Source organism: Micromonospora sp. CA-244673, from assembly GCF_050948395.1.
GTDB lineage: Bacteria > Actinomycetota > Actinomycetes > Mycobacteriales > Micromonosporaceae > Micromonospora.
The window spans coordinates 3148947-3173734 of record NZ_CP192019.1 but is presented as its reverse complement, the minus strand read 5'-3'; the positions used below and the strand labels follow the sequence as shown (position 1 = coordinate 3173734).

The window sequence follows — 24788 nt, the reverse complement described above, 5'->3', positions numbered from 1 at the left end:
TTCTGTCCATGGACGCCAGATGACAGGGGCCATGAGGACCAGGCTGGACCTGTATAGGGATGCGCGTTTGGCGTAGCGGGTGGCCAGGTCGCGCCACTGCTTGAGGCGGTCGAAGCAACGTTCCACGACGTTGCGCTTGCGGTAGGTCGCCTTTTGTCGAAGGCTGGTGGTCGCCCGCCGTGACTGCCCTTGGCGGCCCGGCGGGCGACCTGGTCCGAGCGTTCCGGGACGACGTGCCGGATTCCCCGTTGCCGCAGGGCACGTCTGGTGAAGTCGTGGGCATAACCCTTGTCGGCGATCAACACGTGCGGGCGCTTGCGTGGCCGGTTAGATCCGGGCTCGTTGACTCGGATCGCGTCGAGCAGGGCGAGCAGCTGAGGGTTGTCGCCGGCTTGGCAGGGCGTGAGCAGGCTTGACAGCGGCCGGCCGCGTCCGTCGACGGCGAGGTGGATCTTCGCGCTCAGTCCGTCGCGTGATCGGCCGATGGCCTCGCTGTCTTGCGTACCAGGCGTCGCCGCGCTTGCCGGGAACCCCCCTTTTTGCGGGCGTCAGCGGCATGCTGGTGCGCTCGCACGATCGACGAGTCGATGCTGATCGTCCACTGCACCGGTGTGCCGTCGTCGTGCACCTGCGCCGCCGCGAGGATCCGATCCCAGGTGCCATCGGCGGTCCACCGGCGCAGCCGTTCGTGGCAGGTCTTCCACGGACCGAAGCGATCCGGCAGATCACGCCACGGCGCACCGGTGCGCAGCTTCCACAGAATTCCGTTGATGACCTGGCGGTGATCCCGCCACCGTCCCCGAGCCCCCCGCCTCCGGCAGCAGCGGCGCGATCACAGCCAACGCCTCATCGGTCAGCTCGCCACGACGCACCACCGGCACATCGTCAACGATCAACCACTACAAGATCGGCAGAACACCTAGTCAGCGCGCTGTGCCACCTGCACGGCGAGGCCGCTCAGCCTCGCACAAGCTTTCGTCGCCTGCCCAACCGCCTCCACTGCGCGAGCTGAGCGCGTCCTACGGCCCGGAACGTCCACGGGTGGCCCTTCCCTGCCCGCCGCTGGCCGACCTCCAACACTCAGCACGCTCGGGATTCGGGCCTGTTTCTCCTCGCCGAGCTTGATTCGGACACAGTCGGCAGCCGGTTGGGATGCCCACATCTCCTCTGCGACTTGACCTTCAGCGATAGGTGAGCCTGGATCACTAGACCCCTCGCTGATACGGCGCGGGATGCCAGATGAAGCTCGGCCGCGTCGGTGCAGAACATCCGCCCGTGGCCCCAACGGACGTAGGAGGTCCGAGCCCAATGAGTCTCGCCGTTAAGGACGCTCTTCTCGCGACGAAAGACCTAGGAAAGAACGAGCGAGCCGTAGCCATCGCCATCGCCGCACACGCCAACCACGAAGGCAAGGCTTGGCCTTCCGTCGCCACCATCGCCAACTACGCCGGCTGCTCGGAGCGGACGGTGCAGCGATGCCTCAGCAAGCTGGTGCAACTCGGCCGACTGGCCGTGTCCAAGGTCGCCGGGATCGCCACCCGTGTCTACCGCCTCGTCATCGGAGATCGGAGGACGGGAACCGCCTCTGGGGTGACAAATCAGCAGGGCAGGGCGACAGATTCGGCCAGCGGGGGTGACAGCCAGGGTGTCGCCCGAAGCCTTGAAGACCAATCAATGGAAGACGGGCGGGCACGGGTTTCCGACCGGTTTGCTCCGCAGAAGAAGCAGACCCGCGCTCCGGGTTGCGCCGAGCGTGGCGGCGCGGCGCCGCCGATGACCGGCGGTGGCCGCCGCTGCTCGCGTCCGGGGCACATTGGCCAACCTGCTGGCAGGTGCATCCCCTGCCGCTCAGAGGCGATCGAGCGCCGGGCATGATCGCGACCATCACTTATGTGCTGGCATGCTGATCGGTCTTCGGCTGGACGAGCGCAGTGCACCATGAGACAAGCGAAAGTCGGCCGGCGTAGTCGGCCAGGGTTTCGCCCAGGCACGGTCACGTCGATGACTCATGTCGACCCAGGGTCAGACGTCCCTCTTGGTCGAACCGGACTCGGCCGCTAGTCACGGCGACGTGCAGGCCGTATCGGAGTAGCTTGTCGATCTTGTCGGTGCGCCGTCGGTAGCCGAGGCGCTCCAGCCCCGCGCGCAGCAGGCGCTCCTCGTCCATGCTCGGCACGCTCTCCAGAACGTCAACGAACGCGTTGGCGACCTCCTCGGGCGGCACCTCCTCGAACGCCCGGTCGTTGCTCACCTGGGTGACCCGGTACGCGCGGTACGTCTGCGGGTCCGTCCCCTCGGGCCAGGCGTACCGCCCCACGGTGGGATGGCCGTACAGCCGGCGGGCGTCGACGAGCGCGAGCACCGAGAGGCGCCGGTCCTCCCGGGTCCGCAGGAAGCCGAACCGGGCCAGGGCCAAGCGGGCGAGCCGGTGCTGTTCGACGGGTCCCTCGGCCGCGATGATCTCCCGCAGCGCCTCCCGGACGAGCCCGCGTACCCGCTGGTCGGTGGCGAGCAGGTCGAGGTCGCTCTGGTCGCCGAGCGGCGTCGGGGTGTACGGGACGAAGGGCCTGACTTCGATGGCGCCGGTCGTCGCCGGCGGCGCGCTCGCGACGGGGACCGGCGCGGATGCGGTGGCGAGGTCCGTGACGGGTGTCGGCGCCGAGGCGGTGGCGAGGCCCGTAACGGGTGCTGGCGACGCTCCCGTGACGAGCTCGGTGTCCTCTGCCACGCGCGGACCCGACAGCTCGACCAGGTGGACCTGCTCGACGTCCTCGGTCGTGCGGGGCGACGGCAACTCGACCGTGTCGTGGGGCGCGACGGCTTCCGCTGGCGCGGGCGGCTCTGGGGCGTCGGCTTTTGCGACGGCGTCGTCGACGCGGTCGAGCAGCGCGGACCGGTCGTGGATCCACGCCGGCAGCCAGAACCGCACCACCTCCGGCCAGCCCATGATGGTCCGGAGCAGGGCAGGCGCCAGGTCCCGGTCGGCCACTGTCGGTCGGGTGCTCCAGTCGGGGCCGTCCAGCATGACGGCCACCTGCCAGCGGGCCGAGCCCGGCCGACGTACGGCGAGGTCCACGGTGAAGTCGGACAGGCCGTGTGAGGTGCGGACCTCGTGGCCGCGGTCGCGCAGCGCGGCGGCCACCTCGTCGCGGATGCGGCTGCGCCGCTCGGCCCGGTCGCTTGCCAGGTCGCCCAGCCGGTCGGCGCCGGCGGCGGCCATCTCGCAGTACGCCCGCAGGTGCTGGGTGCCGACCGCGGAGGTGCGGGACAGGTCGATGTCGGACGGGTCGAAGGACGAGAAGAGCACCACCTGCCGGCGGGCCCGGGTGATCGCCACGTTGAGCCGCCGCTCACCGCCGGCCTGGCTGAGCGGACCGAAGTTCAGCGGGAGCTGGCCGGTTTCCGGGTTGGTGGAGAAGGCCAGGGAGAACAGGACGACGTCCCGCTCGTCGCCCTGCACGTTCTCCAGGTTCTTGACGAAGATCGGCTCGGCGACGGCGCCGGAGAGCTGCTCGCGGATGATCGGGTCGGTGCTGTCCTCCAGCAGGTTGAGGATGAGATCCCGCTGCTGGATGTTGAAGGTGACCACGCCGATCGACTGCCCGACGGTGGCCGGGTCGTGCAGGCGCCGGGTGATGTCGGCGAGAACGGCCCGCGCCTCGACGTCGTTGGTCCGCGAGCCGCCCCGGTCGTACCGGCCGTCGACCCGCCGCCAGGCGATGCCGGCGGAGCCGCTCATCCCCGGCGACGGGAGGCTGGAAAGCTTGTTGTCGTAGTAGTAGCGGTTGGAGAAGGCAATCAGCGACTCGTCGTGGCTGCGGTAGTGCCAGGACAGCCACCGCTGCGGCAGCCCCGACTCGACGGCTTCGCTGAGGATGCTCTCCAGGTCCTCCAGCACCGGGCTCTCGCCCTCGTCGACGTCGTCGACGGTGTGGCTGGCCTGCATGATGCTGGATGGCGGCATCTGCCGGGAGTCGCCGACGACCACTACGGCGCTGCCCCGGCCCATCGCGCCGATCGCTTCGGCGACCTGGATCTGCGACGCCTCGTCGAAGATGACCAGGTCGAAGCGCTGGCTTGCCGGGGCCAGGAAGTTCGCCGCCGAAGCAGGGCTGACCAGCACGCACGGCGTCAACGCCAGCACAGCGTCGGGGTACCGCTCGAACAGCTCCCGGAAGGACCGGCCGCCGCGCTTGCGGCGCAGTTCCGCCGCGAAGTCGGCGAAGCGGCCCCGCCGGTCGGAAGGGCTGAACGGGCGGCGGCGGACCAGCACCGAGGGCAGGCGCTCGGGCAGCGCCGACCGTAGCTCACCGGCGGCCGTCTCGAACTGGGCGATCTCGTCGTCGTGCAGTTCCGGGTCGAAGTACTGCAGCCCGCCACCGCGTAGCCGCTCGCCGAGGGAGGCGGCGGCGACGCCCCGCGGGTACGCCTCCTCGGCGAGCTGTCCGTTCACCTCGGCGCGCAGCAGCTGGTCGCGGTAGTCGGTGAGGCCGGCGGAGGCGAGCACGTCGGTGTGGGTGAGGACGGTGGCCCAGCGGCGCAGCGGGAAGAGTTCCTCGCTGCGCAGGTCGTGCAGCCAGGTCGCGCCGTCCCGCTGCCAGGCGTCGACCCAGTGTGAGCCGGCCGACCATAGGGCCAGCTCCTGCTCTGTGCAGCGCAGCACCCCGCGCCAGGCCCGCCATCGGGAGGCGACCCGGTCCAGGAGGGCGGCGTCGGCGTCGGAGATGCCGCGTTGGAACAGCTCCCAGGCCTGCGGGTGCTGGGCCAGGAGCGTACGGCTGGCCCGGGTCGCCTCGATCGCCTCCGCCAGCCGCTGCTGCGCGTCCGGGTTCGTGGGCTGCCATGCCGGGATCCGTAGGCCGCCGAGCGCGACCGCGTGCTGGCGCAGCGCGGCGGCCTGGGCCTGGGCGGCGACCAGTCGTCCGGTGGTCACCTCGACCCGCTCAACGTCGAGCGTCGCGCCGGCGAGCAGGTGCACGGCCAGTTTGTCGACGACGGCCTGCCGGCGCTTGCGCTTGCCGAGCAGCTTCTTCGCCGCCTCCTGCGCCTCGGCGTGCCAGGCGGCCAGCTCGGGGCGGGCGAACACGTCCGGCCGGAAGGTGGCGAGCTCACCGGCGAAGCCCTGGTGGAACGCGGCCAGGTCGGCCTGGAGCCGGCACGCGGCCTCGTCCCACCGGCGGTCGCCGGCGCGCAAGGTGGTCTCCCGGTCCGGCAGCATTCCGCGTACGGCGAGCCAGGCGCCGGCCTGCAGCTCGGTGACGTTTTCCGGGGTAGGCAGCGTGCGTAGCAGCCCGACCAGGTGGGGGTGGGTGGCGAGGTCGGCGCGGAGGCGTTCGAGGTCGGCGGCGATCTCGGTGACGGCCGCGCCGTGCAGCCCGTCGAGGGTCCGGCAGCCGCTGAGCGCCCAGGGATGCTCGGGCCGAAGCCGCGCGGAGCGGGCGGCGGCCGGGAACTCCCGCAGCGTCGTCTCCACCCGGGCGCGTACCTCGGCGGGTGCGTGCAGGTAGCTGACCGGAACCGGGGCGGCCGGGCCGTCCCCGTACGCGAGGACCTGCTCGTAGGCCGACCAGAGCGACATCCCGACGGGGTTGGCGGTGTGGACCTGCGTCGGATACTCCGCCAGCGGGGCGAGCCGCGTCCGATACGCCGTCTCTACGGCCGTCCAGTCGCCGTCGCTGCCCAGGTCGTACTGGTCGAGGGCGTCGCGCAGTTGCTGTCGGATGGCGTTGAGGGACTGCTTGCGCCCGTGCAGGTCCAGCGCGAACGGTCCGAGGCCGATCTGCTTGAGCCGGCGCTTCACCACTTCGAGGGCGGCCTGCTTCTCGGCGACGAACAGCACCGACCGACCGGCGGCGACCGCGCGGGCGATCATGTTGGTGATGGTCTGCGACTTGCCGGTGCCGGGCGGCCCTTCGAGGACGAAGGACTGGCCGCGCTCGGCCATGACGATGGCCTGCATCTGGGAACCGTCGGCGGGGATTGGCAGGTGCAGCTCCCCCTCGTCCACGGCGACGTCGGCGTCGTGGTCCGGGCGGGCTGGGTCGTCGAAGGTGGCGCCGGAGGATTCCACCAGATGCCGGACCACGGGGTTCTCCATGAACCGGGGCCAGTGGTCGCCGAGGTCCCGCCACATCTGGAAGGTGGAGAACTGCAGCAACCGCAGGCTGGCGGTCTCGTCGATGCGGTAGTTCAGCCGGTTGTCGACCAGCCCGGTGTTGATCGCGGCCAGGGTCTTCGCGATGTCGATGCCGTGCTCGTCGAGGACCGGCTGCTCGAGCTCCGGGATCCGCACGCCATGCTTGACGCGCAGCCACTCGATGAGGCAGTAGTTGGGGCTGGCCACCTCGGTGCCGTCGATGACCATCGCGTACGGGCGGCGGCCGGCACCGCCCTCGATGCGCACGGGCAGGAGGAACAGCGGCGCATACGCCTCTCCCCCGGTGGTCTTGGTGTGCACCAGGGTGCCGATGGTCAGGTATAGGTAGTTGCTGCCGGTCTCCTGCTCCATCGTGCGCGCCTCGCGCTGCAACGCCCGCATGGCGGTCTTGTAGCGGGCCTCGGTGACGGCGCCGTAGACCCGCCGGTCGGTGCGTAGCTCCAGGGTGAGGATCTCGGCGTCGAGGTCCTGCGCCCGGCGCGCGCCGGCCAGCTCATGCACGTGACTGATGTCGTCCTGCGGGATGACCTGCACCTGGCGGCCGTCGTGGATGAGGTCGTCGAGCAGGGCGAGGGCACCGGCCGGCACGTGCAGGTCCAGGCCCCGGCCACGCTTGGGCAGGTTGAGCAGCGGGTTGCGCAGGCTCAGGTCGAGCAGGGACTTCCGCCACTGCTGGATGCGTCCCGGGGAGCCGTCGGCGAGCTGCGGCAGCTCGTCACCCTCGTCGGCGAGCTGGCGCAGCTTCGCGGCGGCGACACCGGGCGGAAGGTCGAGCGACGCGCTGGCGTCGGGGGTCATCTCGGCGTCGACGGGCGCGGGCGCGACCAGCTCGTCGGCCGACGGCAGCGGCTGGATGCCGGAGCGGTGGGCGAGGTGGACGTCGACGACGCCCTGCAGCCGGTGGCCCTCTCCGCGGAAGTGGCCGAGCCCGACGCGTACCGCCTCGGTGAACGTCGCCGACTGGGCGCCGGGCCCGATGCGGGTCAGTTCGACCGGCACCGCCCGGCCCGAGTCGACCATCGAGATCAGCAGGTTGGTCTCGGTGACCGCCGCAGCGCCGAGCCGCTCCTCTTCGAGGAGGAAGCCGCCGAAGGCGTGCCCCTCGCTGATGAAGATGAGCGGGTGCAGCCCGGCCGCCTCCAGGCATGCGGCGTAGGTGACGGAGAGGTCGAGGCAGTTGCCGAGCCGGCCGTCCAGCACCGCGGCCGTCGTCCGCACCTTCTGGCCGCTGTTCTCGAACGACGCCGGCAGGGTCTGGTAGGTGATCTCGAGCTGGCGCAGCGCCTCGTACACGGCGCCGGCGATCAGCGCCGCCCGCTCCGGGCCGTCCTGGTAGCCCTGCAGCGAGCCCGAGCTGGTACGCGCGAGCAGGAGCTGCGCCGCCGACCGCAGCACGACCTCGACCGCCCGGGTGTTCGGCTGCACGAAGGCGGCCAGGCTGTCGTAGAGGGCGGGGCTGTTGAACCACTCGTTGTGCGCCAGCACCCTTGAGGGGGCCACCAGCGTCAACGCCGCGTCATCTGCCTCGACGGTGAGGCGGTAGTCGACCGGGAACGCCTCGTCGGTGCGGTAGAGCAGCGCGCGGTCCGGGGTGACGTCGCGGAAGTCGTCCCAGCCGGTGCTCGCCGCGGGCCGCAGTGCCGCGGTGAGGGTACGCGTCCACGGCTCGGTGAGCGCGCCGTCGGGGCCGAGCAGCTCCAGCGTCAGCGTCACGTCCGCCAGCGGTTCCGTCCCGCGGTTGACCAGGGTGAGGTGGCGGACCAGCGGAACCCGGTTGTGCACCAGGGCAGCGTTGATCGCAGGCTGAACGAGCAACGCGACGGCGAGCTGGTCGTCGTCGGCGGTGAACTGCGCGAAGACGCTGTCGGACATGGGCGTTTCTCCAGGTGGCAAGGCCGGGATTGGTCAGCCTAGCGGTCGTCCGACCGGCGGATCCTCCCCCGGCCGTGTGCCGATCTCTCTTCGTCGGCACCGTCGCCGACGACGTGTGCCGCCATGTCGGCGAGCAGCGAGTCCACCACCACTTCCTCAAGCAGAGCTGAGTCGCCGCCGGTGGCTGGTCCGTTCGGACAAGATCCTTTGCCCGGATCGCAGGTCAGCGTCGCCCTTCGTGATCATCTCTTAGTCCATCCGGCCGTTTGCCATGGCCGATCCCGCTTTCGATCGTCGCATCAACACCTGATCTTGGATGTCGCACCCCTTGGGCAGGATGTGCGCCATGAAGACGCACCACCCGAACCCCCGGCGCCTGGTCTACGGCCACGCGCAGCTGCACGACTGCCTGGCCTTTGCCGACGCGAACACCGCCACCGAGGAGGCCGAGGAGATCAAGGCGCTGGCCGCCGCCCGCACGTGGGGCGAAGCCCGCCAGGTTCAGATGACTCACCTGTGGAACCCTGCCGGCCCTGAGTGCTACGAGCCGGAGGACGACGACTACGCCGACGGCAAGCCCTTCGACATCAACGAGCTGGGCACGGTCATGGAGGGCGACGCTGATCGCGTTCCGCAGCGAAGCGAACGCCACCAGGGCGCTCTTGTGGTGATTCGGCAGCCGCTTCTTGTCGGCGTACTCCCGGGCCAACTGCGCGAACCCGACGCTGACGTCCGCGCGCAGGCTCGCTCGAATGCGCTTCTCGATGTCGTTGAACGCCGCGAGGAATCGCGCACCCGCCGTCGTGATGGTCGCGGACGGAAACACTGCCACGGCGCCGGGACGACGCGACGGGAGCCGGAGGTCGTATTCAATACCTCACACCCTCGATCATGATGAACGGGCAGGAATCTGCCGTGCGGGCGGATCGAGTCAGCCTCGCTTTCCTACCGATTCCCGTGGGTCCCGCCTGCGTCGAGAAGTTCGGCAAGTGCCGGTTCTGCCTCGAGGTTGAGCGGCTGGAGTTCGCCGGTACGAGCCCGCGGATCCAGCAAAGGGCAGAACGGAGGCCGGGTGAGACGGCGAGAGTCTCCTGCATGTTCGGTCGCGTCCGGGATGGGTGCGAAACTACCGGCTACCCGGCGCGTCGAACCGGACCGCACCGGCCGGGCTGATCCGGGGCATTGATCAGTGAGCGGGCCCGGCGCCGGGCTGTTCTGGCCACCGCCCGGCGGCAGCCTTCCGCTCCACCTCACGCACTACATTCGTGAGTTCCGCGCCGGCAGGAAGGCCCTCCTGGACCATCCGCTCCACCATCCGCTGCACCCGGTCGGTACGTGTCAGGTCGACGCCGAACCTCTTTTCAAGCCACGGCTTGAAACTGGGGCGCTCTACGGGGGGCTGGGCCTGTCGGAAACGTCCGCTGACCGCACCAAACTCGCGCGTCACCGTCGTCCAGCCAGGAAATCCCGGCTCGTCGACGCGGATCGCGTCCTCGTTGAGGTACGCGACGATGTCCGGCCTACTCAAGCCGAAGTACGTCATCGGGCGTCGGTTTTTCCGACAGGCACGGCGTAGGTGTCGTAGCGCCTGCTCTTCCGCATGGAGGTGACTCGTCGGCATGCGGTTGTCATCTACCTTCTCGAGCCGAGTGAAATCGAGTAGGACACCGATCGGCACGTCGAGGTGACGTTCGATGAAGTCCATCTGCGCGGTCGCCAGCAGGTTGCTCGTGCCATGCATCCGGATGATCGCCACACCCGCGTTGTGGAGGCGATCCCCGTACAGTTCCTCCAGCAGGAGGCGATCGTGTTCACCCTCGACGATCAGCAGGAGTGACACCCGGGTCAGTAGCTCGCCCCGACTCAGTCCCATCTGGCCGGCCAGGGCCTTACGCGCGTCGAGGTCGGCCGCGGCCAGCGCCGACATAGTGGTTCCCTCCGGCGTGTGTTGGACGTGCACGAGCCGCCAGTCGGGTAAATCCAGGAAGTGTGGACTGTGCGATGCCAGCACGATGTTGTCGCCGCGCAAGCGAAGCCGGTCCAGCGCGACGGCGATCATGCGCTGGGCCTGCGGATGAAGGTGGCTTTCCGGTTCATCGAACACCCGCACCACCGTCTGGGGACGAAGGCTGGACAACCCGGCGCTCTGCTCGGTGAGGTGTCGGCCGAATGAGCTGTCGTCCTCCGACAGCCTTTCGCGAGCGGCGGCCAACAGTTGGCCTTCCAGGACGCTCAGCAGGCGCTCCTTCGCTTCCGCCGTCCAGAAGCCCGCCTGGTTTACCAGGCTCTGCACCGACTCGCTGACCCCGACCAGCGACTCGATTACCGCGGCTTCATCGAGCTCGTCCAGCAGGTTGGCCTGCCACTCTGCCTTGGCAGCGAACCGGTCCACGGCTCGGGCTGCGGTGGCCAGCGCCTCGTCCACCCAGCGGCGCTCGCCCGCCGAGAACCGCTCCAGGGCGTCGGCGGAGCGCGTATGGCCAATGCAGATCGGCTCCTGGCCGCGGATGTCGAGGAACTCGAGGTCCGCGTCGTTCCCCGTCAGCTGAACCCGAACATGGTTGAGCGTGACGGCCAGTTCGGCGGACGCGGCCTCCGCCGCTACCTCGTGCGCCCACCAGCGTCCGTCGGGGTCGAAGTCGCCGACAGCCGCAGGCAGGGCCGCCAGACTCTCCGCGAGCCGCTCGGCCGGATTTTCCGCAGTCTCCATCCGGGAACGTAGGTGTTCGTACACCTCCCCGCTGCGCCGGCTGCGTGGCAACCACTCAAGCTGCGCTGGCGGCTCGGTAGCGTCTGGCAACGCCAGGATGTCGAGGTACCCCTCCGGTCCAGTCGGCGGCGCTGCCAGGGCGGTGCGCAGCGGGGCGAATACGTCTGGCAGGCCGTCCGCGAGGCGCTTCACGACTTCCGGCGGGCAGAAGCCCATCAACGTGCGCGAGAATCTGCGCTCCACCCGGATAGCGATCGGATCGCCGTCCTCAAGCCTGTCCGTGACCTGAAAGGCGATCGAGACAAGCCGGTACCGGATCACGGGCCGGGTACTCTGGGACTCCAGGTACTCGCGAACCTCGACCGGCAGAGCGAGCTCGGCCAGGCCCGCCATGAAGCTGTCCCCGCCACCGACACCGATCGCCTGCCACCACGCGGCGTCCTGCCGCCCTCGTGACAGCACTGGCAGCCGGCGCGCAAGATCGGATGGAATCGGAAGGTCCGCCGGCAGAAGCGTTGACGGCCCCCACGGCAACTCATCGGCAGACACCTTCGCCACAACCCCGAGGTCGTTCGTGGTGACAGGCGCCAGCCTGGGGTGGGCGAGAAGCAGCGTCTGGTCCGTGCCGAGCAGGATCGCCAGCGCCTCCAGGAAGTTGGTCTTACCGGCGCCGTTAGGGCCGAACAGAGCCATGCCGTCAGCCCAGTCGAGCCACTGATCACGCAGGTTCTTGTAGGCGCCGACATGGATTCCCAACAGCTCAGGAGCTAACTCAAACCTAGCCAACCCGCTCACTCTGCCTTCACCCTTCGCCCCTGGTCGCCCGCCCGTCGGTATGCCGGGCTCGACCTGCCACCGAAGTGGCAGATCCGGCCTGAATCAGCGACTGCATCAGCTTGGCCGAGCATGCGGTCCCGGCGCAACGGGAGATAGGCCAGGGCTGGGAACGTTACCCAGCGACGACTACCCGGCCTATCCATCCGATTGACACGACACCGTCAGGCCAGGCCAGGCCGGGCCAGGCCAGGCCGGGATCGAGGGTCGGATACGTGGGTCAGCATCGCGGTCGACCGCTCCACATTGACCACGCCCACGACTACCGATTAAGGTGTACACCATTGATGTGTTCACCTCAGTTGTGGAGCCGGCATGATCATCGCTGAAACGCTGTCGGTGCGAGACGCGAGGGTGCGGCTACCAAGCATCCTCGAGCGGTTCCGAGCCGGCGACGATGTGCCCGTTGCCCTCGGTGCGCATGGCCGCGCTGAGGCGGTGCTGATGTCGGCTGACTTGTTCGCCGAGCTCACGGCCGCGATTCCAGCCGACTCGCGTGTTGCAGCGCCCGTGGACCCGCTCGTCGCGGCGGCCGCCGCGCTGCGGGTCGAGCCGCGCACCCGGCGGTGGGCACACCTGAGTCTGTGCATCCTCGACGCGGTGTACTCGATCGGCCAGCGGTACGAGCATGTCGCCGAGATCTGCAACCGGTATGCGGACCTCGCCGGCCTGAGGGACCGTTATCTCATCGTTGGTGAGTCGTCCAAAGTGACGGGCGAACAGGATCTGTGCAGCTTTCGGGACTGGGCTGTCCAGCGCGGCGCCGATCGCCTGGCTGAGGAGGACCTGCAATGCCGGAACAGGACACACCGCAACCGGCTTGCGCCATACAAGAGCATCGCGGTCATCGCGTATGCCGACGTGCTGTGCAGCCACGGGATCACATCGTTGCTGGATGCAGCTGAACTCCTGACCGACGATGGCCGCCTGGCGAGCGTTGAAGCTGACCTACGACGCGTGCCCGGCAACGGCCTGAACGACATCCGGCTCGACTACTTCTGGATGCTCGTCGGCGACGAGCAGCGGATCAAGCCCGACACCATAGTGCGCCGATGGGTCCGTGACGCCTTGGGCCTTTCGTCGCTGCCGACGGCGGCTGAGGCCCGCGCACATGTTGTTGCCACCGCACGCAAGATCGGCTGTACCCCGTGGGAACTCGACCACGCCATCTGGCTGCATCAGCGGCGGACCCCGCGTCCGGCCGGCCGAGGGAAGTGGAAGGGCACCGACCTTAGCGGCAACGCGTAGGGCCCACTCCGGACCGCTGGGGCCTTTCGGATAGTGCCGGCCTATCCGGCCCCCTGGCGAGGCTCGATCCAAGGTCCCGTGCCCCCAGCAGCGACAAGCCATTGCCGCCGCTGAAGCCGTCCGACCAGCGACCCGGGCTGAGGCCTCGGGCGCGCTCATCCGCGGATTGTCGTAGCTCACAGATAGATTCGTTACGAGTCGCCTGGCATAGCCGGCGCATTCCTATCCGTCCCCCTGGGGGTGTTTCTCGCAATGCCATTGATGGGACTCACACTTCCGGCGGTGTCCGCCTACGACCCGCCAGCCTCCGGTGAGGGGACCCTCGACCCGATGGGTCTGAGCGCGATCTCCGATCGGCTCGCCGAGCGGTTGGTGCCAGCGCTGCGGGCGCGGATGCGCTGGGTACGGTTTACCACCGCGATGGCGGTCGGGGCGGTCGCGACCGAGTCCTTGGCCGATGAGCAGCCCCACGACGGCGTCTCGACACCGGCCATCTGCTTCGAGTGGCTGCTCATCGAGGCGTTCGTGCGCCGGATCGAGCGAGCCCTCCCGTCCGACGTCCCTGGCAGCCAGAAGACGCGCACCGCGATCAACCGGGGCGAGCGGCTGTCCCGACAGACCTACCTCAACAGTCCGCGGGTCTTCGGCTTCTACGGCGTCTACAAGCCGTTCGCTGTTGACGCGAGTGTGCTCACCCAGGATCTGGCGCCGGCCGAGCGGTGCGTCGAGCTGGTCCGGGCGTGGGAGCACGACCACGGCCTGACCGGCTTCGCCGACGAGGCCCCCGACACCGAGGGCGGGGCGATCCGACGGCGGGTCCACGAGGAGGTGCGCGCGGCGCTGCAGAAGGGGTCCCTTTCGGTCGCCACCGGCGCGCAGCTACTCGGGCGGCTCGCCACCACGCTGCGGCCCGACAAGGCCGGACCGACCGAGGCAGCGGTGCTGCGCCGGCTTCTCACCGACCCGAGACACGAGCACCGCGCGGAACTCGCCCTCCTGCTGGCGGGCGACGACCGCATCGCCACCGAGCCACAGCTGCTCACCGCCGTGCGGAAGCACGCATCCCAAGAGCTGAGCCGGATCATCGACGCGGTGGTCAGCTACGAGAAGCTGGCGGTCCTCGTCAACGCCGCGTTCCGCCTGCTCTGCAGGGTGTCGTACTCGCTTGGCGGCCAGCCACTCACCGCCGCACACGTCGCCGACGACGAGATGCTCGGCCGGTGCGCCCGCGAGATCCCCGAGCACTTCAAGCGCGCCGCCGACCGCGTGGCCGAGGTAACCCATGACATCGACCTGGAGCAACGCCTCGGCGAATTCGTCTACCCCCGCTCGCCGAAGGACCTTGCCGAGTTCGTACTTCACCATCACGAGCAGGTCCAAGCGGGCAAGCCCGGCGGGAAGCGCAGTTGGTTCGAGCCGCTGCGCGATGGCTGGGTCGTCCGCCCGCCCTACGGCAGCCCTGAACGACCGGACCTCAACTACTTCGTCCACCCTGTACGCGTTCACACCCTGCGCAATTTCATCGGGGCTACGTCATGAGCTTGCGGCTGCTGGAGCATTGGTCGGCGCCGCAGCATGCTGGCCGCCCCGCGGCATGCCTGGCCACCACTTTCACCTTCGACGCCGACTTCTTCGCGCAGGACTGCCTGTCCCGCTTCCTGTCGCTCTCGACAGGCACCGGCGACGGCGATCGCATCTCCACCATCGCCTCAATCCTCGAGGAGGAGGACCGACTTGCCGAGACTCAGGTGACCGTGCTCGCCGACCGCAGCACGCCCACCCAGAAGCGCAACCTGCGCTGGGATCTGCTCCCGGTCGCCGTACCAGGCGATGGTCTGTTGCATGCCAAGGCCGCGGTGCTGCTCTGGGAGCGTCACTGCCGGGTGCTGCTCGGCTCGGCCAACCTCACCGCCGCCGGCTACCGGCAGCAGGTCGAGTTCGGCCTCGCCCTAGACCTTGATGAGCAGTGCCAGATACCACGGACGGTCTTCATCGAGTTGCACGACGAACTGCTAAACCTCGTCGACCTCGCTCCTGGATCGTCAGAGGCCGGCCCTAAGGCTCGCGCGCTGGCCACCCTGGCCCTGTTCCGCCAGCGCATCCAGGCCGCCGACCTGCCCGCCTGGCCAACTGCGGGCATTCACATCGCACTCGCGTCCGGTGGACCGAAAGTCAACCCGCTCGACCGTTACGAGGCGGTTTGGCGCGGGGGGAAGCCATTGCGGGCAACCGTGCTCTCGCCGTTCTGGGACGACGCGGCGCCCGCGCCCGGCATCAACGCAGTACGCCGCCTGCTCACCGGGCGGCCAGCGCAGGAGCGCCAGCTGACCATCCTCGCCGACATCAGCCCGTTCACCGGCAATGTGCAGGGACCGCCGTCCCTGATTGATCAGGGCACACCGGTGTCCGCCTATGCGAGGCCTGACAAGGAGCGGCGGACACTGCACGCCAAGCTCGTGCTCCTGGAAAGTGACACCTGGGTCGCGGCGATGGTCGGCTCGTCGAACGTGACAAGGTACGGCCTGGGCTTACACCCAGGCGCGCACCGCGAGCTCAACATGTGGATCGGCTGCGAACTGAACTCGGCCGATGGCAAGGCCCTGCGGGCCCTCGCCGCGAAGGGCGACCCGATCGTGCCCGACGCGCAGGAGTGGGAGACGCCGGCCGACGAGGACGAGGCCACCGGGCACCAGTTGCCGCACGGTTTCGTCGACTGCCTCCTGCACCTGCAACCCGAGCCAGCCGCAACTCTCACCCTCGATCCGACAACGCTGCCCGCCAACTGGCGGATCCTCGACCCGGCAGGCCACCCTCTCTACGACAGTGCGGCCTGGTCGGCAGCCGTCCAGCCGCAGGTACGGGTTCCGCTCGCACCGGGCACGCCGCTGCCGACCTACCTGCTGGTCCGTTGGCACGTCGACGGGCAGGAGGTTGAGTCGACCTGGACTGCGAATATCGACGACCGCGGTGCTCTGCCACCGCCCAGCGAGCTACGGGAGATCCCCATCCACGCCCTGCTCGCCGCACTCGCCTCGACGCGACCGCTGCCCGTCGCAATCGAGCAAGAGCTACGCAAACTCGAGCGGGTCGCCGAGGCTGGCGCCGACACGGGGTTGGATCCGCTGACACGCTACGACCAGGCACATCTGATGCAGCGCATCCGGCAGTCCTCGCTCGCGCTGATGCGGCTGCAGGAACGGCTCGCACGGCCGGCAAGCAACCTCGATGCGGTTCGTTGGCGACTGCACGGGGCGCTCGGTCCGCTCAACCTCGCCGAGAGCGTGGTCCGTACGTCCGACGAGCAGATGGTCAACGGCGAGAAGCAGTTCATGCTCGCCGAGCTCGCCCTCACGATCGCGGCCGTGGACTGGTCGGCCGTCCGCAACGTCGACGAGCGAAGTGTGATCAGGCGGGAGGTGACGGCGGTGCTGGCACAAATCCGGGAGCAGACGCAGCGCCTGCCCTCGTCGCAGGACGTCTCCCTTGACCAATATGTCCGCGATGCGGTGGAGGAGGCCCTGGCAAAGTGTGGCCACTGAAACCTGGGATCAATCTCGCTACGGCTGGTCGGGTATCCACCCAGGACGCCGGGCGGCAGCTGCGTACAGCCGACGCCATCTTGCGTTCCCTGGCCGATCAGCCCGGCGTGGTGCTCGCCGACGAGGTCGGTATGGGCAAGACCTACGTTGCCCTCGCAGTGGCAGTCTCCGTGCTGGAAGCAACCGGGCGTGCCAACCCCGTCGTCGTCCTGGTCCCAGCGGCGGTCGCCGAGAAGTGGCCCCGCGAGTGGCAGGTCTTCGCCGAGCACTGCCTCCCGCCCGGCCACGGGCTGCGTGGGTCGCGGCCGGTCAAGCGAGGCAGTGACCTGCTCAAGATGCTCGACGACCCCCCTGAGGAGCGCCAGCACCTCATCTTCGCCACGCACACAGCGCTCACCAGCAGGCTCACCGACCCGCTGATCCGGCTCGCCCTGCTTCGCCAGGCCACCCGCTATGACCGCGATCGGGACAAACACCGCCGGGTGCTGGCCAAGCACGCCCACGCACTGCTGCGGGAACCCCGGTTCCGGGGTGCGGCGGGCCAGGCCCTGGTGGCGACGCTGCTCGAGAAACAGCCGGGCCGGTGGAAGCAGGTGTGGGACCGGGGTCGACCCGAGGATCCGCTCGACGACGACCCCGTGCCAGCAGCACTGCTCGACGCCGTATCCGGGCTCGACCTCGAGGACCTACGGCAGGCGTTGGCCGCCGTTCCTGTCTACCGTACCGCCAATCTGGAAGAGCGGCTCAAGGTCGCTCGGGCACAGCTCGAGTGGGCACTTGGCGAGGTCTGGAAGAGGGCCCTGCAACGCCTGGATGTCCGGCTGCCGCTGCTGATACTCGACGAGGCCCACCACGTCAAGAACAGGACCCAGCTCGGCAACCTCTTTGCCAACACAGTCGACGAGCGCGGCGCGCTGGGAAACATGTTCGAGAGGATGCTGTTCCTCACCGCCACACCGTTCCAGCTCAACCATGACGAGCTGATCCGGATCTTGCGTAGATTCCATGGCGTGCGCTGGTCGTCGCAGGCGGCTCGGAAGCGGTTCGACGACCAGGTGGAGGGAATTCAGAACGGGCTCAACCGAAGTCGTGCTGCTGCACTGCGGCTGGAACGGGCCTGGTCGCGGCTCGAGGAGTCCGACGCCCCCCAGGTTGCCTCCGTCGCCACATTCGACGTTGAGGAAGGGCAATCTGAGCGCGTCCGTACGGCGATCACCGCCGCAGCCGCAGCACACGACGAGCTCCGATCGGCCGAGAAGCTGCTGCGCCCGTGGGTCGTCCGACACACCAGGGCCAGCCGGACCCAGCGTCGCGACTACCACCCCGGCCGGGCGATCCTGGACGGACATGACACCGGTTCCGGCCTGACCGTCGAAGGCGACGCAGTTCTGCCGTTCCTGCTCGCCGCCCGCGCCGAGGCCATCGCAAACCTCCATCGGGCAGGTAAAGCCAGCCCGGTGCGGGGCTACTACGCCTACGGGCTCGCCTCATCCTTCGAGGCCTACACCGACACGAGAGCTCACCGGATCGCCAAGCTCGACGACCTCGAGACATCCGACGACTGCACGCCGGACACGTCCGCCACCGCCGCGAAGGACCAGCTCCGGTGGTACGTCGAGCGCATCAAGGCCGCCCTGCCGCACGACACCGTCGACGGCTGGGCGGCGCACCCGAAGGTTGCCGCGACTGTTAGCCGCGTGGTCGAACGATGGCGGCGCGGCGAGAAGGTCCTGGTCTTCTGCTTCTACCGCGAGACCGGCCGTGCCCTGCGCAATCACATTTCGCGCGCCATCCGGCGGGAGATCATCGACCGGGCCTCCCAGGCCCTCGGGAGGCCCGCCGACGACGGCGTGCTAGCTGAGGTCGACGCGATCGCCGAGCGTCTGCTACGCAGCGATGTCAGCGGGTACGACGCCTTTCGGGAACGAGTCGCCAGCTACGTCAACGGACTCGATGACGAGACGGCGCAACGGGTGCAGGACGTCGCGGTCCGGTTCATGCGTACGCCCTCGTTCCTGACCCGTTATGTGGACCTCTCCCCCAGCCTGACCATCGAGGGGCTACTTGTTGGCCTGGACCGCGGCGCGCCTGGCGCCACCTTCGCAGACCAGATCAGTGCCTTCGCCGCCGCCCTTGCCCAACAGGTCGACAAGGAGCGGGACGATGTGCTGAACGCGCTCGCCAGCATCCAGACCGGTGGGATCCGCGTCAGCAGCGAACACTTCGACACCGCCGAGCACTCCCACGATCGCGAGGTGCTTCTACCCAACGTCCGATTGGTCAACGGGGAGGCGAAGCCGGCCACCCGCGAAACGCTCATGCAGACGTTCAACACCCCATTTTTCCCCGAGGTGCTCATCGCCAGCAGTGTCATGGCCGAGGGCGTCGACTTGCACCACGCTTGCCGCCATGTCATCCACCACGACCTGGACTGGAACCCCAGCACGCTGGAGCAGCGCACCGGCCGTGTCGACCGCATCGGATCCCAGGCCGCCCGGGTCGGCCAGCCTGTGGTCGTCTACGAGCCGTACGTCGGCGGCACCCACGACGAGAAGATGTTCCGGGTCGTCAAGGACCGCGAACGCTGGTTCGGCATCGTCATGGGGGAGTCACCCGACAGCTCCGAGTGGGCCACCGAGCGTCAAGCCGCCCGAATCCCGCTTCCACCCCCGCTCGCCACTGCCCTAACCATGGACCTGTCCGTCCCGGCGACCCAATGACCAGCGCAAGTCAGGAAGGGAGTGCGGTCCAACTGTCGAGCAGAAGGGGTGTTCGGCCTGAGAACGGCGGTGGTCGCCGGCTTTCAATTGGACCTGGCCCGCGCCCAAGAACGGGAGCCTTGTAGGCACCGGTGGCGCGCTACGGTCCCGTCTCGTCGGCGTCCGCCACGGCCTTCGATGACGCGCGGGCCGACGGCGAAGCGGTGAGCCTCTTCAGGCGGCAAGGTGGCGACAGGTCGTTCGGCTCTTGAAGAAGTGCGTCCCAGATGCGATTCTCACTCGCTATAAGCCGGGATCGACAAGGGCGCCCTCGACGGCCGAGCGACGAGGTCGAGGACCGACGCGAGCGGCGCGATTCACGAATCCGCGCCGACCGCGTAGAGGTCGCAACGGCGGAGTTGGATGACAGACCGCCGACCGACGACATCGAGTTTGGGCCCGATCGAGATACGCGTGCATGGCGCGGAGGATCGCCGGGACTCGGACGACGCCGATGCCGACGTCCACGGCGTGTACCGTGCAGACCTCGTCGCACATGCTGCGAGCTGGGGCTCGTCTGCTCGGACATGTGGAATTTGCCCCACGCCCGGTCCGGTTAAGGTTCCAAGGTTCCCAGGTCTTTGGTGCCTCTCCCCGCCCGCGGGTGCCACAGCAGATGGATTCGCCGGCACGCGTGCTCCGAGAGGCGGACTTTGTCGGGCGTTTGAGGGTCTGGGGTCGTCTGAAGGCCGACGGCCACTCGAAGGACGTCCGCTCGCAGCTCCTTCTTCGCGATGCCACCGTAGACAAGCAGTACGCCGCACTCGTACCCCCGCTCGTCTGCGTCGACAAATGCGCCTAAGGTCTGAAGATCCTTGCTCAGGCCATCACTCGTGAGTCCGGAGGCGGTCTTGACCTCCACGACGACAGCATTTCGCTGCCAGTTCCCGGGTTCGTGCCACAGCAGGTCCGGCTTGTGCAGACCCTTATCAGTCACGGCGTGCAGGCCGGCTTTGTCGATCTCCCCCGACAGCAAGTAGGTAGGGGCACCCGCAGCTTCGCCAAGCTCGGTGTCACTCAGCACCCGGATCTGATGGTACAGCTCGTAGCAGTACACACGTTCGCGGTAGGTCTCCTGTGGCCCGGTCGCGCTAAGTGTCGAATACCGGAGAAGGAACCAGCGGTCGCCTACGCGCCTGGCCGCCTCATCGAGAAGCGTTAGGAACGCGCCGGCAGCCTGCTGACGATCCACGTCGGTCATGAGCTAGTTCTACTACCACCTTGTGGAGGCACGTCTGCCGACCTGCGGGTGGAGGGACCGGATAGGCCGCAGGCAGCAGGCAGCAGGCAGCAGGCAGCAGGCAGCAGGCAATATCGTCTCGACCCCGCTGCCCGTTGGGGGAATGAGGCACCCACGGGGAGCTGTCGGATACTACGCAGTGGTAGTAGGTGCCACGCCGTGGCACACCACGGCTGGCTTCCCCCGGTCGCAACCGGACCACCGCCGAGTTGGCCTTTACCTGTGCTGGTCACCCACCTGGTGCCGCTGCACACCCTCGCGACTGTGGCCGGCTCGCGCTGCAGCGTTGAGGAGTTGTTCCAAACCGCAGGTCAAGTCGGCTTCGGCTCGCGAGGCCACGCTTGAGCGCTGCAGGACGTCGAGCGGGCAGGGCGACGGCTCGGCCGCTACCGCGACCCGATGGGCAACGTTCGGGACCGTCGCGCCTAACGATCCTGTTCAGATCACCGCTGCCGACCTGTTCGCTGTGACGCTGCTCGGCGTCCGGCTCCGTCCAGCCGCAGCCCACCGGGTGTGCGCGGCCGGGATGAAGCACCTGAAGGCGCCTCGGCGACGCCGGGTCAACTACCTGCAGTGCTTGACGACGAGCAGCATCGCAACGCTGCGCCGCCCCCTAGCGGCCGCACCGGAGGGCGCCGCCCTGGTAGAGGCCGATGTCGCTGCCTCGGAAGACACCAGCGCACTGTACGAGGACGTCAAGCGAGCGCTAGCTAGCGAGCCCCAAGACGGTTGTCGGCGGTGCTCGTGGCAACCACTTATACTTCGAGGTTGATCGCGGGCGCCCGAACGCGGACCATGATGGCCTCAGAAGTTCCCGGCGAACGCGGCCAGGCTGTTGGGTCCGCACCTGGGTTCTGTACAACCAGCGCTGGCAATACCGCCAACTGCAGCGAGGACTGACACTTAGACAGCCTAAGCAAGGACGAGTCTGATTTACGACACATTGTGGTGCCGGTCAGCGCCTACGCTGCGACGATCTGAGACCGAGGGACGGAGCGAATTCTCAGTGACGGACTCAGTACAGCAGACGGTGGCCCACACGTTCCGACTCGACGGGCAGATCCACCGGATCGATGCTGACGCCGTCCGCGCCGGGCTGAAGAACCAGATCCGTGAGGATGTCCGTGACCACTGGGTCGAGGTGGACGGTGTGCGCTGGCCGGTGAAGCAGGTATTCGGGGCAGCGATGGGCCTCCGGCGGGACGCTTTCACCTCGCACATCGCCCTGCGTCAGCTACGAGCCGTCGGATTCTCCACCAGCACGCTGCCCGGCGAGACAACCGCCGCGCACGGAAGCAGTTACCCGCCCCAACCACGCGGACACCACAGCCAACAACTGTCCGGCCAACCGGGTGACGGTCCGGATCCGGCGGAAGCATTCGCGACGCTACTCGCCTTCATCGGCTCGGCTGATCTGACAGAACGTATCGCGGTCCTGGAGGCTCGAATGAACGGCACCGGCCGTTCCACTGCCGCCGACCTGGCGGAGGACTCTGGGATGAGTCTTGATCTCCTACTCGCCGCGCTGTTGGTGCGCAAGCATGCTGGCCGGCTCAGCGACATCATCCACGCCGCCGTGATCACGCAGGTCCTACCGCTGATCCTCGAGGAGGGCGAGCGAGTGCTGCAACGCCCCTCGCTCGCGGCCGGCAATGACCCGAGCCGACCATACGACCTGGAGACTGATCGCAGAGTCGCCGAGTTCAAGATGTCGGTATGGAAGGGCGCCGACGCGATGCGCAAGCGCGCGGCGTTCGCGGATCTTGTGCACTTGGCGCTGGATCAGTCTGGTCGACGCGCACAGCTTTACGTCGCGGGACCAGCGGCGATCCACTTTTTACGCACTGCGAAGGGCTCAGCTGCCTGGGGTTTGAACAGGTCCTCCCCGGTACTTCGCCGGCGGTTTGAGGAACGGTTTGGCTCACTGGAGGTGCCGATCCGCGACTTCACCGCAGAGCGAGCCGCGCACGTCGAGCTGGTTGACTTGACCAACTTGCTACCCGCGATCGGGCCGGCTATCGAATGACAACCCCGAGGGTCAGGCCGTATGGCAGCGTCTGAGCGACTGGAAGTCGGAGCATGTCGGCGCTGACCAGTGAAGTGAAAGACGCCAACAGTCCGGTCGCCCGGTGGCTACGAGCCAGGTTTCCGCATCACCATGAAGTGCAGGCCGACTATCGGGAGGCAGTCGGTCCCGCCCGGGTACTGCCTTCGACCGCTGTCGCGACAGGCACTCAGGGCGCTGCCATTGACTGGTGGCTGCGGTTCCTGGTCGATCCGGCTCCGTCCGTGCATCTGGCCGCTGCGGGCTTACGCACTCGCCGTGCGCCTTGTCGCCAAGCCGGTCTTGAGCTGCTGCACGAATTGGGCGCCATCGACGGGGAGAACAAGGCGTTTCGGCCGATCGACCCGACGCGATTCGCCGACCGATCGGACGAGTGGTGGGCGCGCGTGTGTTACGCGCTCGCACTGCTGGTCGAGCTGTACCGGGCACCAGTGGTCGAGGGCTCGCGGCTGATGCGGCTTGATGCGAATAGCCGGGCTGCGGACCTGCTCGCGTTGGCCAACGACGACGAGGTTGCCGACCTGATCGCGATGCGGGATCTCGCGGTCGAGCGGCTGCTACCGGCGCTGCCATCCGGTCCGGTCAGCAGCGGGTCGACGTTTGAGGGGAGCATCGACCTCAACGCCGATGCCGACCTGATCATCGGTGGGGCGCTGGTGGACTTCAAGTCCGGTCAGGGCGGTCGGCCCCGGCAGGACGGTAGCCGCGCCGCCACCCTGGCTCGGGCCGACTTGGACCAGCTATTGGGGTACGTACTTCTGGACTACTCGGACTCGTTCACGCTCCACACTGTGGCGATTTACGCGGTGCGCTTCGGGCACTACACGGCTTGGCCACTCACCGACCTCTGCACCCGGATGGCGGGCCGTACAGTGGATCTTGCGGTGCTACGGCACGAGTTCGCTCACCTCGTGCGGGCCGAACGGCCCGCGTCTCGTAGGGAGTCGCTCGTGGCGCGGGTCCGCCGGTCCGCGCCCGCCACGTATGTCCTCCTCGGCAGTTGGAGCGACGCGGCCGGGCCGACGCCGGCTCACAGGAACTTTGTCTGCCGAGCACCGGAATGCATGAGCCACGTCGATCCCGGGGACGTCGGGCAAGACCCAAGGCTGTAGACCGGCCCTACGGCTCGAGGCTCATCGGCTGCCCGCCTGACTGGCACGCTCGGGCTCGCCGTCGGCACTCGTCAGCGAGGTCGCTGTCCCGCCCTTCGACATCACGAGCCAGTACCTCGAAGTCGTGCTGGGCATCGCGAGAGTTCCCGCCGAGCATGCGCAGCGTGGCGAGTTCGAAGCGCAGGCGCACCCTCGTAGCGTCGTCGAGAGGCGGTGACCGATGCGCTGCCAAGGCGGCGGCCAGCATCTCCGCAGCCTGCACGAAGCGCTCCTCCTCGGCCAGCTCGAGTGCTCGAGCGTGCAGCTGTCCCGGCGTGTCTGCTGCTCGCTGGGTCAACGCCACCGCGGGCTGTTCCCTCACGGTTGTCACCGCGGTGTTCCGGGTTCCCTTTCCATCTGTGAATGGGGCGAGCAGCTGGCCGACCTCGGCGGCTGATGCGGGTCGTTCGGCGGGATCCTTCGCGAGCAGGCAGAACAGCAGGTGGGCCAGGTCGTCGGGCACGTCACGCCGGTATTCGGTGACGATCGGAATAGGTCCGCGCCTGTGCTGGTGCAGCATGTCGAGGGCGGTTTTGGCCTCGTATGGCGGGCGGCCGGTGAGCATCTCGAACAGGATGCAGCCGAGGGCATACAGGTCGGTGCCCGGGCCCACCGTGCCGCCCTCCGCTTGTTCTGGCGCGATATAGGCGGGCGTGCCGAGCGTGTGGCCGGTTGCGGTGAGCCGTGAGGCCTCCGCAGGGTCGAGCAGGGCGGCGACGCCGAAGTCCAGGACCTTCACCGTGCCGGTCGGCGTGATGATGAGGTTCTGCGGCTTGAGGTCGCGGTGCACCAGTGAGGCAGCGTGTGCGGCGGCCAGCACGTCGCACACTTGCGCGGCGATTGAGGCCGACCGGGCGACGGGAAGTTCTTCCTCCTCCGCGATCAGGTCGGCGAGCACCATCCCGGGTACGAGCTGCATGACGAGGTAGAGGTCGTCGCCGTGCTGACCGAGGTCATGAACAGCCGGCACCCCGGGGTGGTCGAGCCGGGCGGTGACCCTGGCTTCCCTTCGGAAGCGTTTGACCGCGGCCTCGCGCCCGTCCTCGGGCACCTCCATTTGGCGGAGGAACTTCACCGCTACCGGCCGGTCGAGCCGCTCGTCGTAGCCCGCCCACACCTGACCCATCCCGCCGCGACCGACCGGATACGTCAGCTCGTACCGGTCGCCGATGCGGTCCCGCGCCTGCACCTGCAGTCTCCCCTGGTCGCATAC

At 68.4% G+C, this 24788-nt stretch carries 12 protein-coding genes and 2 pseudogenes; 9 read left to right on the top strand and 5 right to left on the bottom strand.

The window, feature by feature from the left end; all coding sequences use genetic code 11:
* Window positions 1-9 precede the first annotated feature (9 nt).
* A pseudogene (locus tag ACQP12_RS14790) lies at window positions 10-872 on the bottom strand (IS5 family transposase); the annotation flags it as partial.
* 436 nt (window positions 873-1308) lie between these two features.
* On the opposite strand from ACQP12_RS14790, the gene ACQP12_RS14785 reads away from it, so the two are divergent.
* The gene (locus ACQP12_RS14785; protein ID WP_433288374.1) at window positions 1309-1875 is read left to right on the top strand and encodes a helix-turn-helix domain-containing protein; all 567 of its coding nucleotides are present in this window, start codon (window positions 1309-1311) and stop codon (window positions 1873-1875) included.
* Window positions 1876-1993: 118 nt separating this feature from the next.
* Here the strand turns inward: ACQP12_RS14785 and ACQP12_RS14780 are convergent, their stop codons facing one another.
* Window positions 1994-8029: a DUF4011 domain-containing protein gene (locus ACQP12_RS14780; protein ID WP_433288372.1), complete on the bottom strand. Its 6036-nt coding sequence runs from the start codon at window positions 8027-8029 to the stop codon at window positions 1994-1996.
* A gap of 346 nt (window positions 8030-8375) precedes the next feature.
* Between ACQP12_RS14780 and ACQP12_RS14775 the strand changes: the two genes are divergently transcribed.
* On the top strand, window positions 8376-8924 hold the full coding sequence (locus ACQP12_RS14775; protein ID WP_433288370.1) for a hypothetical protein: 549 nt from the start codon (window positions 8376-8378) through the stop codon (window positions 8922-8924).
* A gap of 291 nt (window positions 8925-9215) precedes the next feature.
* Here ACQP12_RS14775 and ACQP12_RS14770 read toward each other — a convergent pair whose 3' ends face one another.
* A complete protein-coding gene (locus tag ACQP12_RS14770) occupies window positions 9216-11534 on the bottom strand; it encodes an AAA family ATPase (RefSeq protein ID WP_433288368.1) in 2319 nt (772 codons plus the stop codon).
* A gap of 354 nt (window positions 11535-11888) precedes the next feature.
* Between ACQP12_RS14770 and ACQP12_RS14765 the strand changes: the two genes are divergently transcribed.
* The 4 genes from ACQP12_RS14765 (at window position 11889) to ACQP12_RS14750 (ending at window position 19080) form a co-directional block, all read left to right on the top strand.
* Window positions 11889-12821, top strand: coding sequence for a hypothetical protein (locus ACQP12_RS14765; protein ID WP_433288366.1), 933 nt, complete (start codon window positions 11889-11891; stop codon window positions 12819-12821).
* A gap of 282 nt (window positions 12822-13103) precedes the next feature.
* Window positions 13104-14360 carry a hypothetical protein gene (locus tag ACQP12_RS14760; protein ID WP_433288365.1) on the top strand — a complete coding sequence of 419 codons (1257 nt, stop codon included), beginning with the start codon at window positions 13104-13106 and terminating at the stop codon, window positions 14358-14360.
* Window positions 14357-16360 carry a hypothetical protein gene (locus tag ACQP12_RS14755; protein ID WP_433288363.1) on the top strand — a complete coding sequence of 668 codons (2004 nt, stop codon included), beginning with the start codon at window positions 14357-14359 and terminating at the stop codon, window positions 16358-16360. Before ACQP12_RS14760 ends, ACQP12_RS14755 begins: the two co-directional genes overlap by 4 nt.
* 80 nt (window positions 16361-16440) lie before the next feature.
* On the top strand, window positions 16441-19080 hold the full coding sequence (locus ACQP12_RS14750) for a helicase-related protein (RefSeq protein ID WP_433288361.1): 2640 nt from the start codon (window positions 16441-16443) through the stop codon (window positions 19078-19080).
* Between the two features lie 595 nt (window positions 19081-19675).
* Here ACQP12_RS14750 and ACQP12_RS14745 read toward each other — a convergent pair.
* Window positions 19676-20320 carry a hypothetical protein gene (locus ACQP12_RS14745; protein WP_433288359.1) on the bottom strand — a complete coding sequence of 215 codons (645 nt, stop codon included), beginning with the start codon at window positions 20318-20320 and terminating at the stop codon, window positions 19676-19678.
* Between the two features lie 227 nt (window positions 20321-20547).
* On the opposite strand from ACQP12_RS14745, the pseudogene ACQP12_RS14740 reads away from it, so the two are divergent.
* From ACQP12_RS14740 to ACQP12_RS14730, 3 genes and pseudogenes are all read left to right on the top strand, one after another.
* Window positions 20548-20680 (top strand): annotated as a pseudogene (locus tag ACQP12_RS14740) (IS701 family transposase); the annotation flags it as partial.
* A gap of 685 nt (window positions 20681-21365) precedes the next feature.
* Window positions 21366-22385 carry a hypothetical protein gene (locus ACQP12_RS14735; RefSeq protein WP_433288357.1) on the top strand — a complete coding sequence of 340 codons (1020 nt, stop codon included), beginning with the start codon at window positions 21366-21368 and terminating at the stop codon, window positions 22383-22385.
* A gap of 53 nt (window positions 22386-22438) precedes the next feature.
* Window positions 22439-23536 (top strand): hypothetical protein, encoded by a 1098-nt coding sequence (locus tag ACQP12_RS14730; RefSeq protein WP_433288355.1) that lies wholly within the window; start codon window positions 22439-22441, stop codon window positions 23534-23536.
* Window positions 23537-23543: 7 nt separating this feature from the next.
* On the opposite strand, the gene ACQP12_RS14725 is transcribed toward ACQP12_RS14730, so the two are convergent.
* Window positions 23544-24764 carry a serine/threonine-protein kinase gene (locus ACQP12_RS14725; RefSeq protein ID WP_433288353.1) on the bottom strand — a complete coding sequence of 407 codons (1221 nt, stop codon included), beginning with the start codon at window positions 24762-24764 and terminating at the stop codon, window positions 23544-23546.
* Window positions 24765-24788 lie beyond the last annotated feature (24 nt).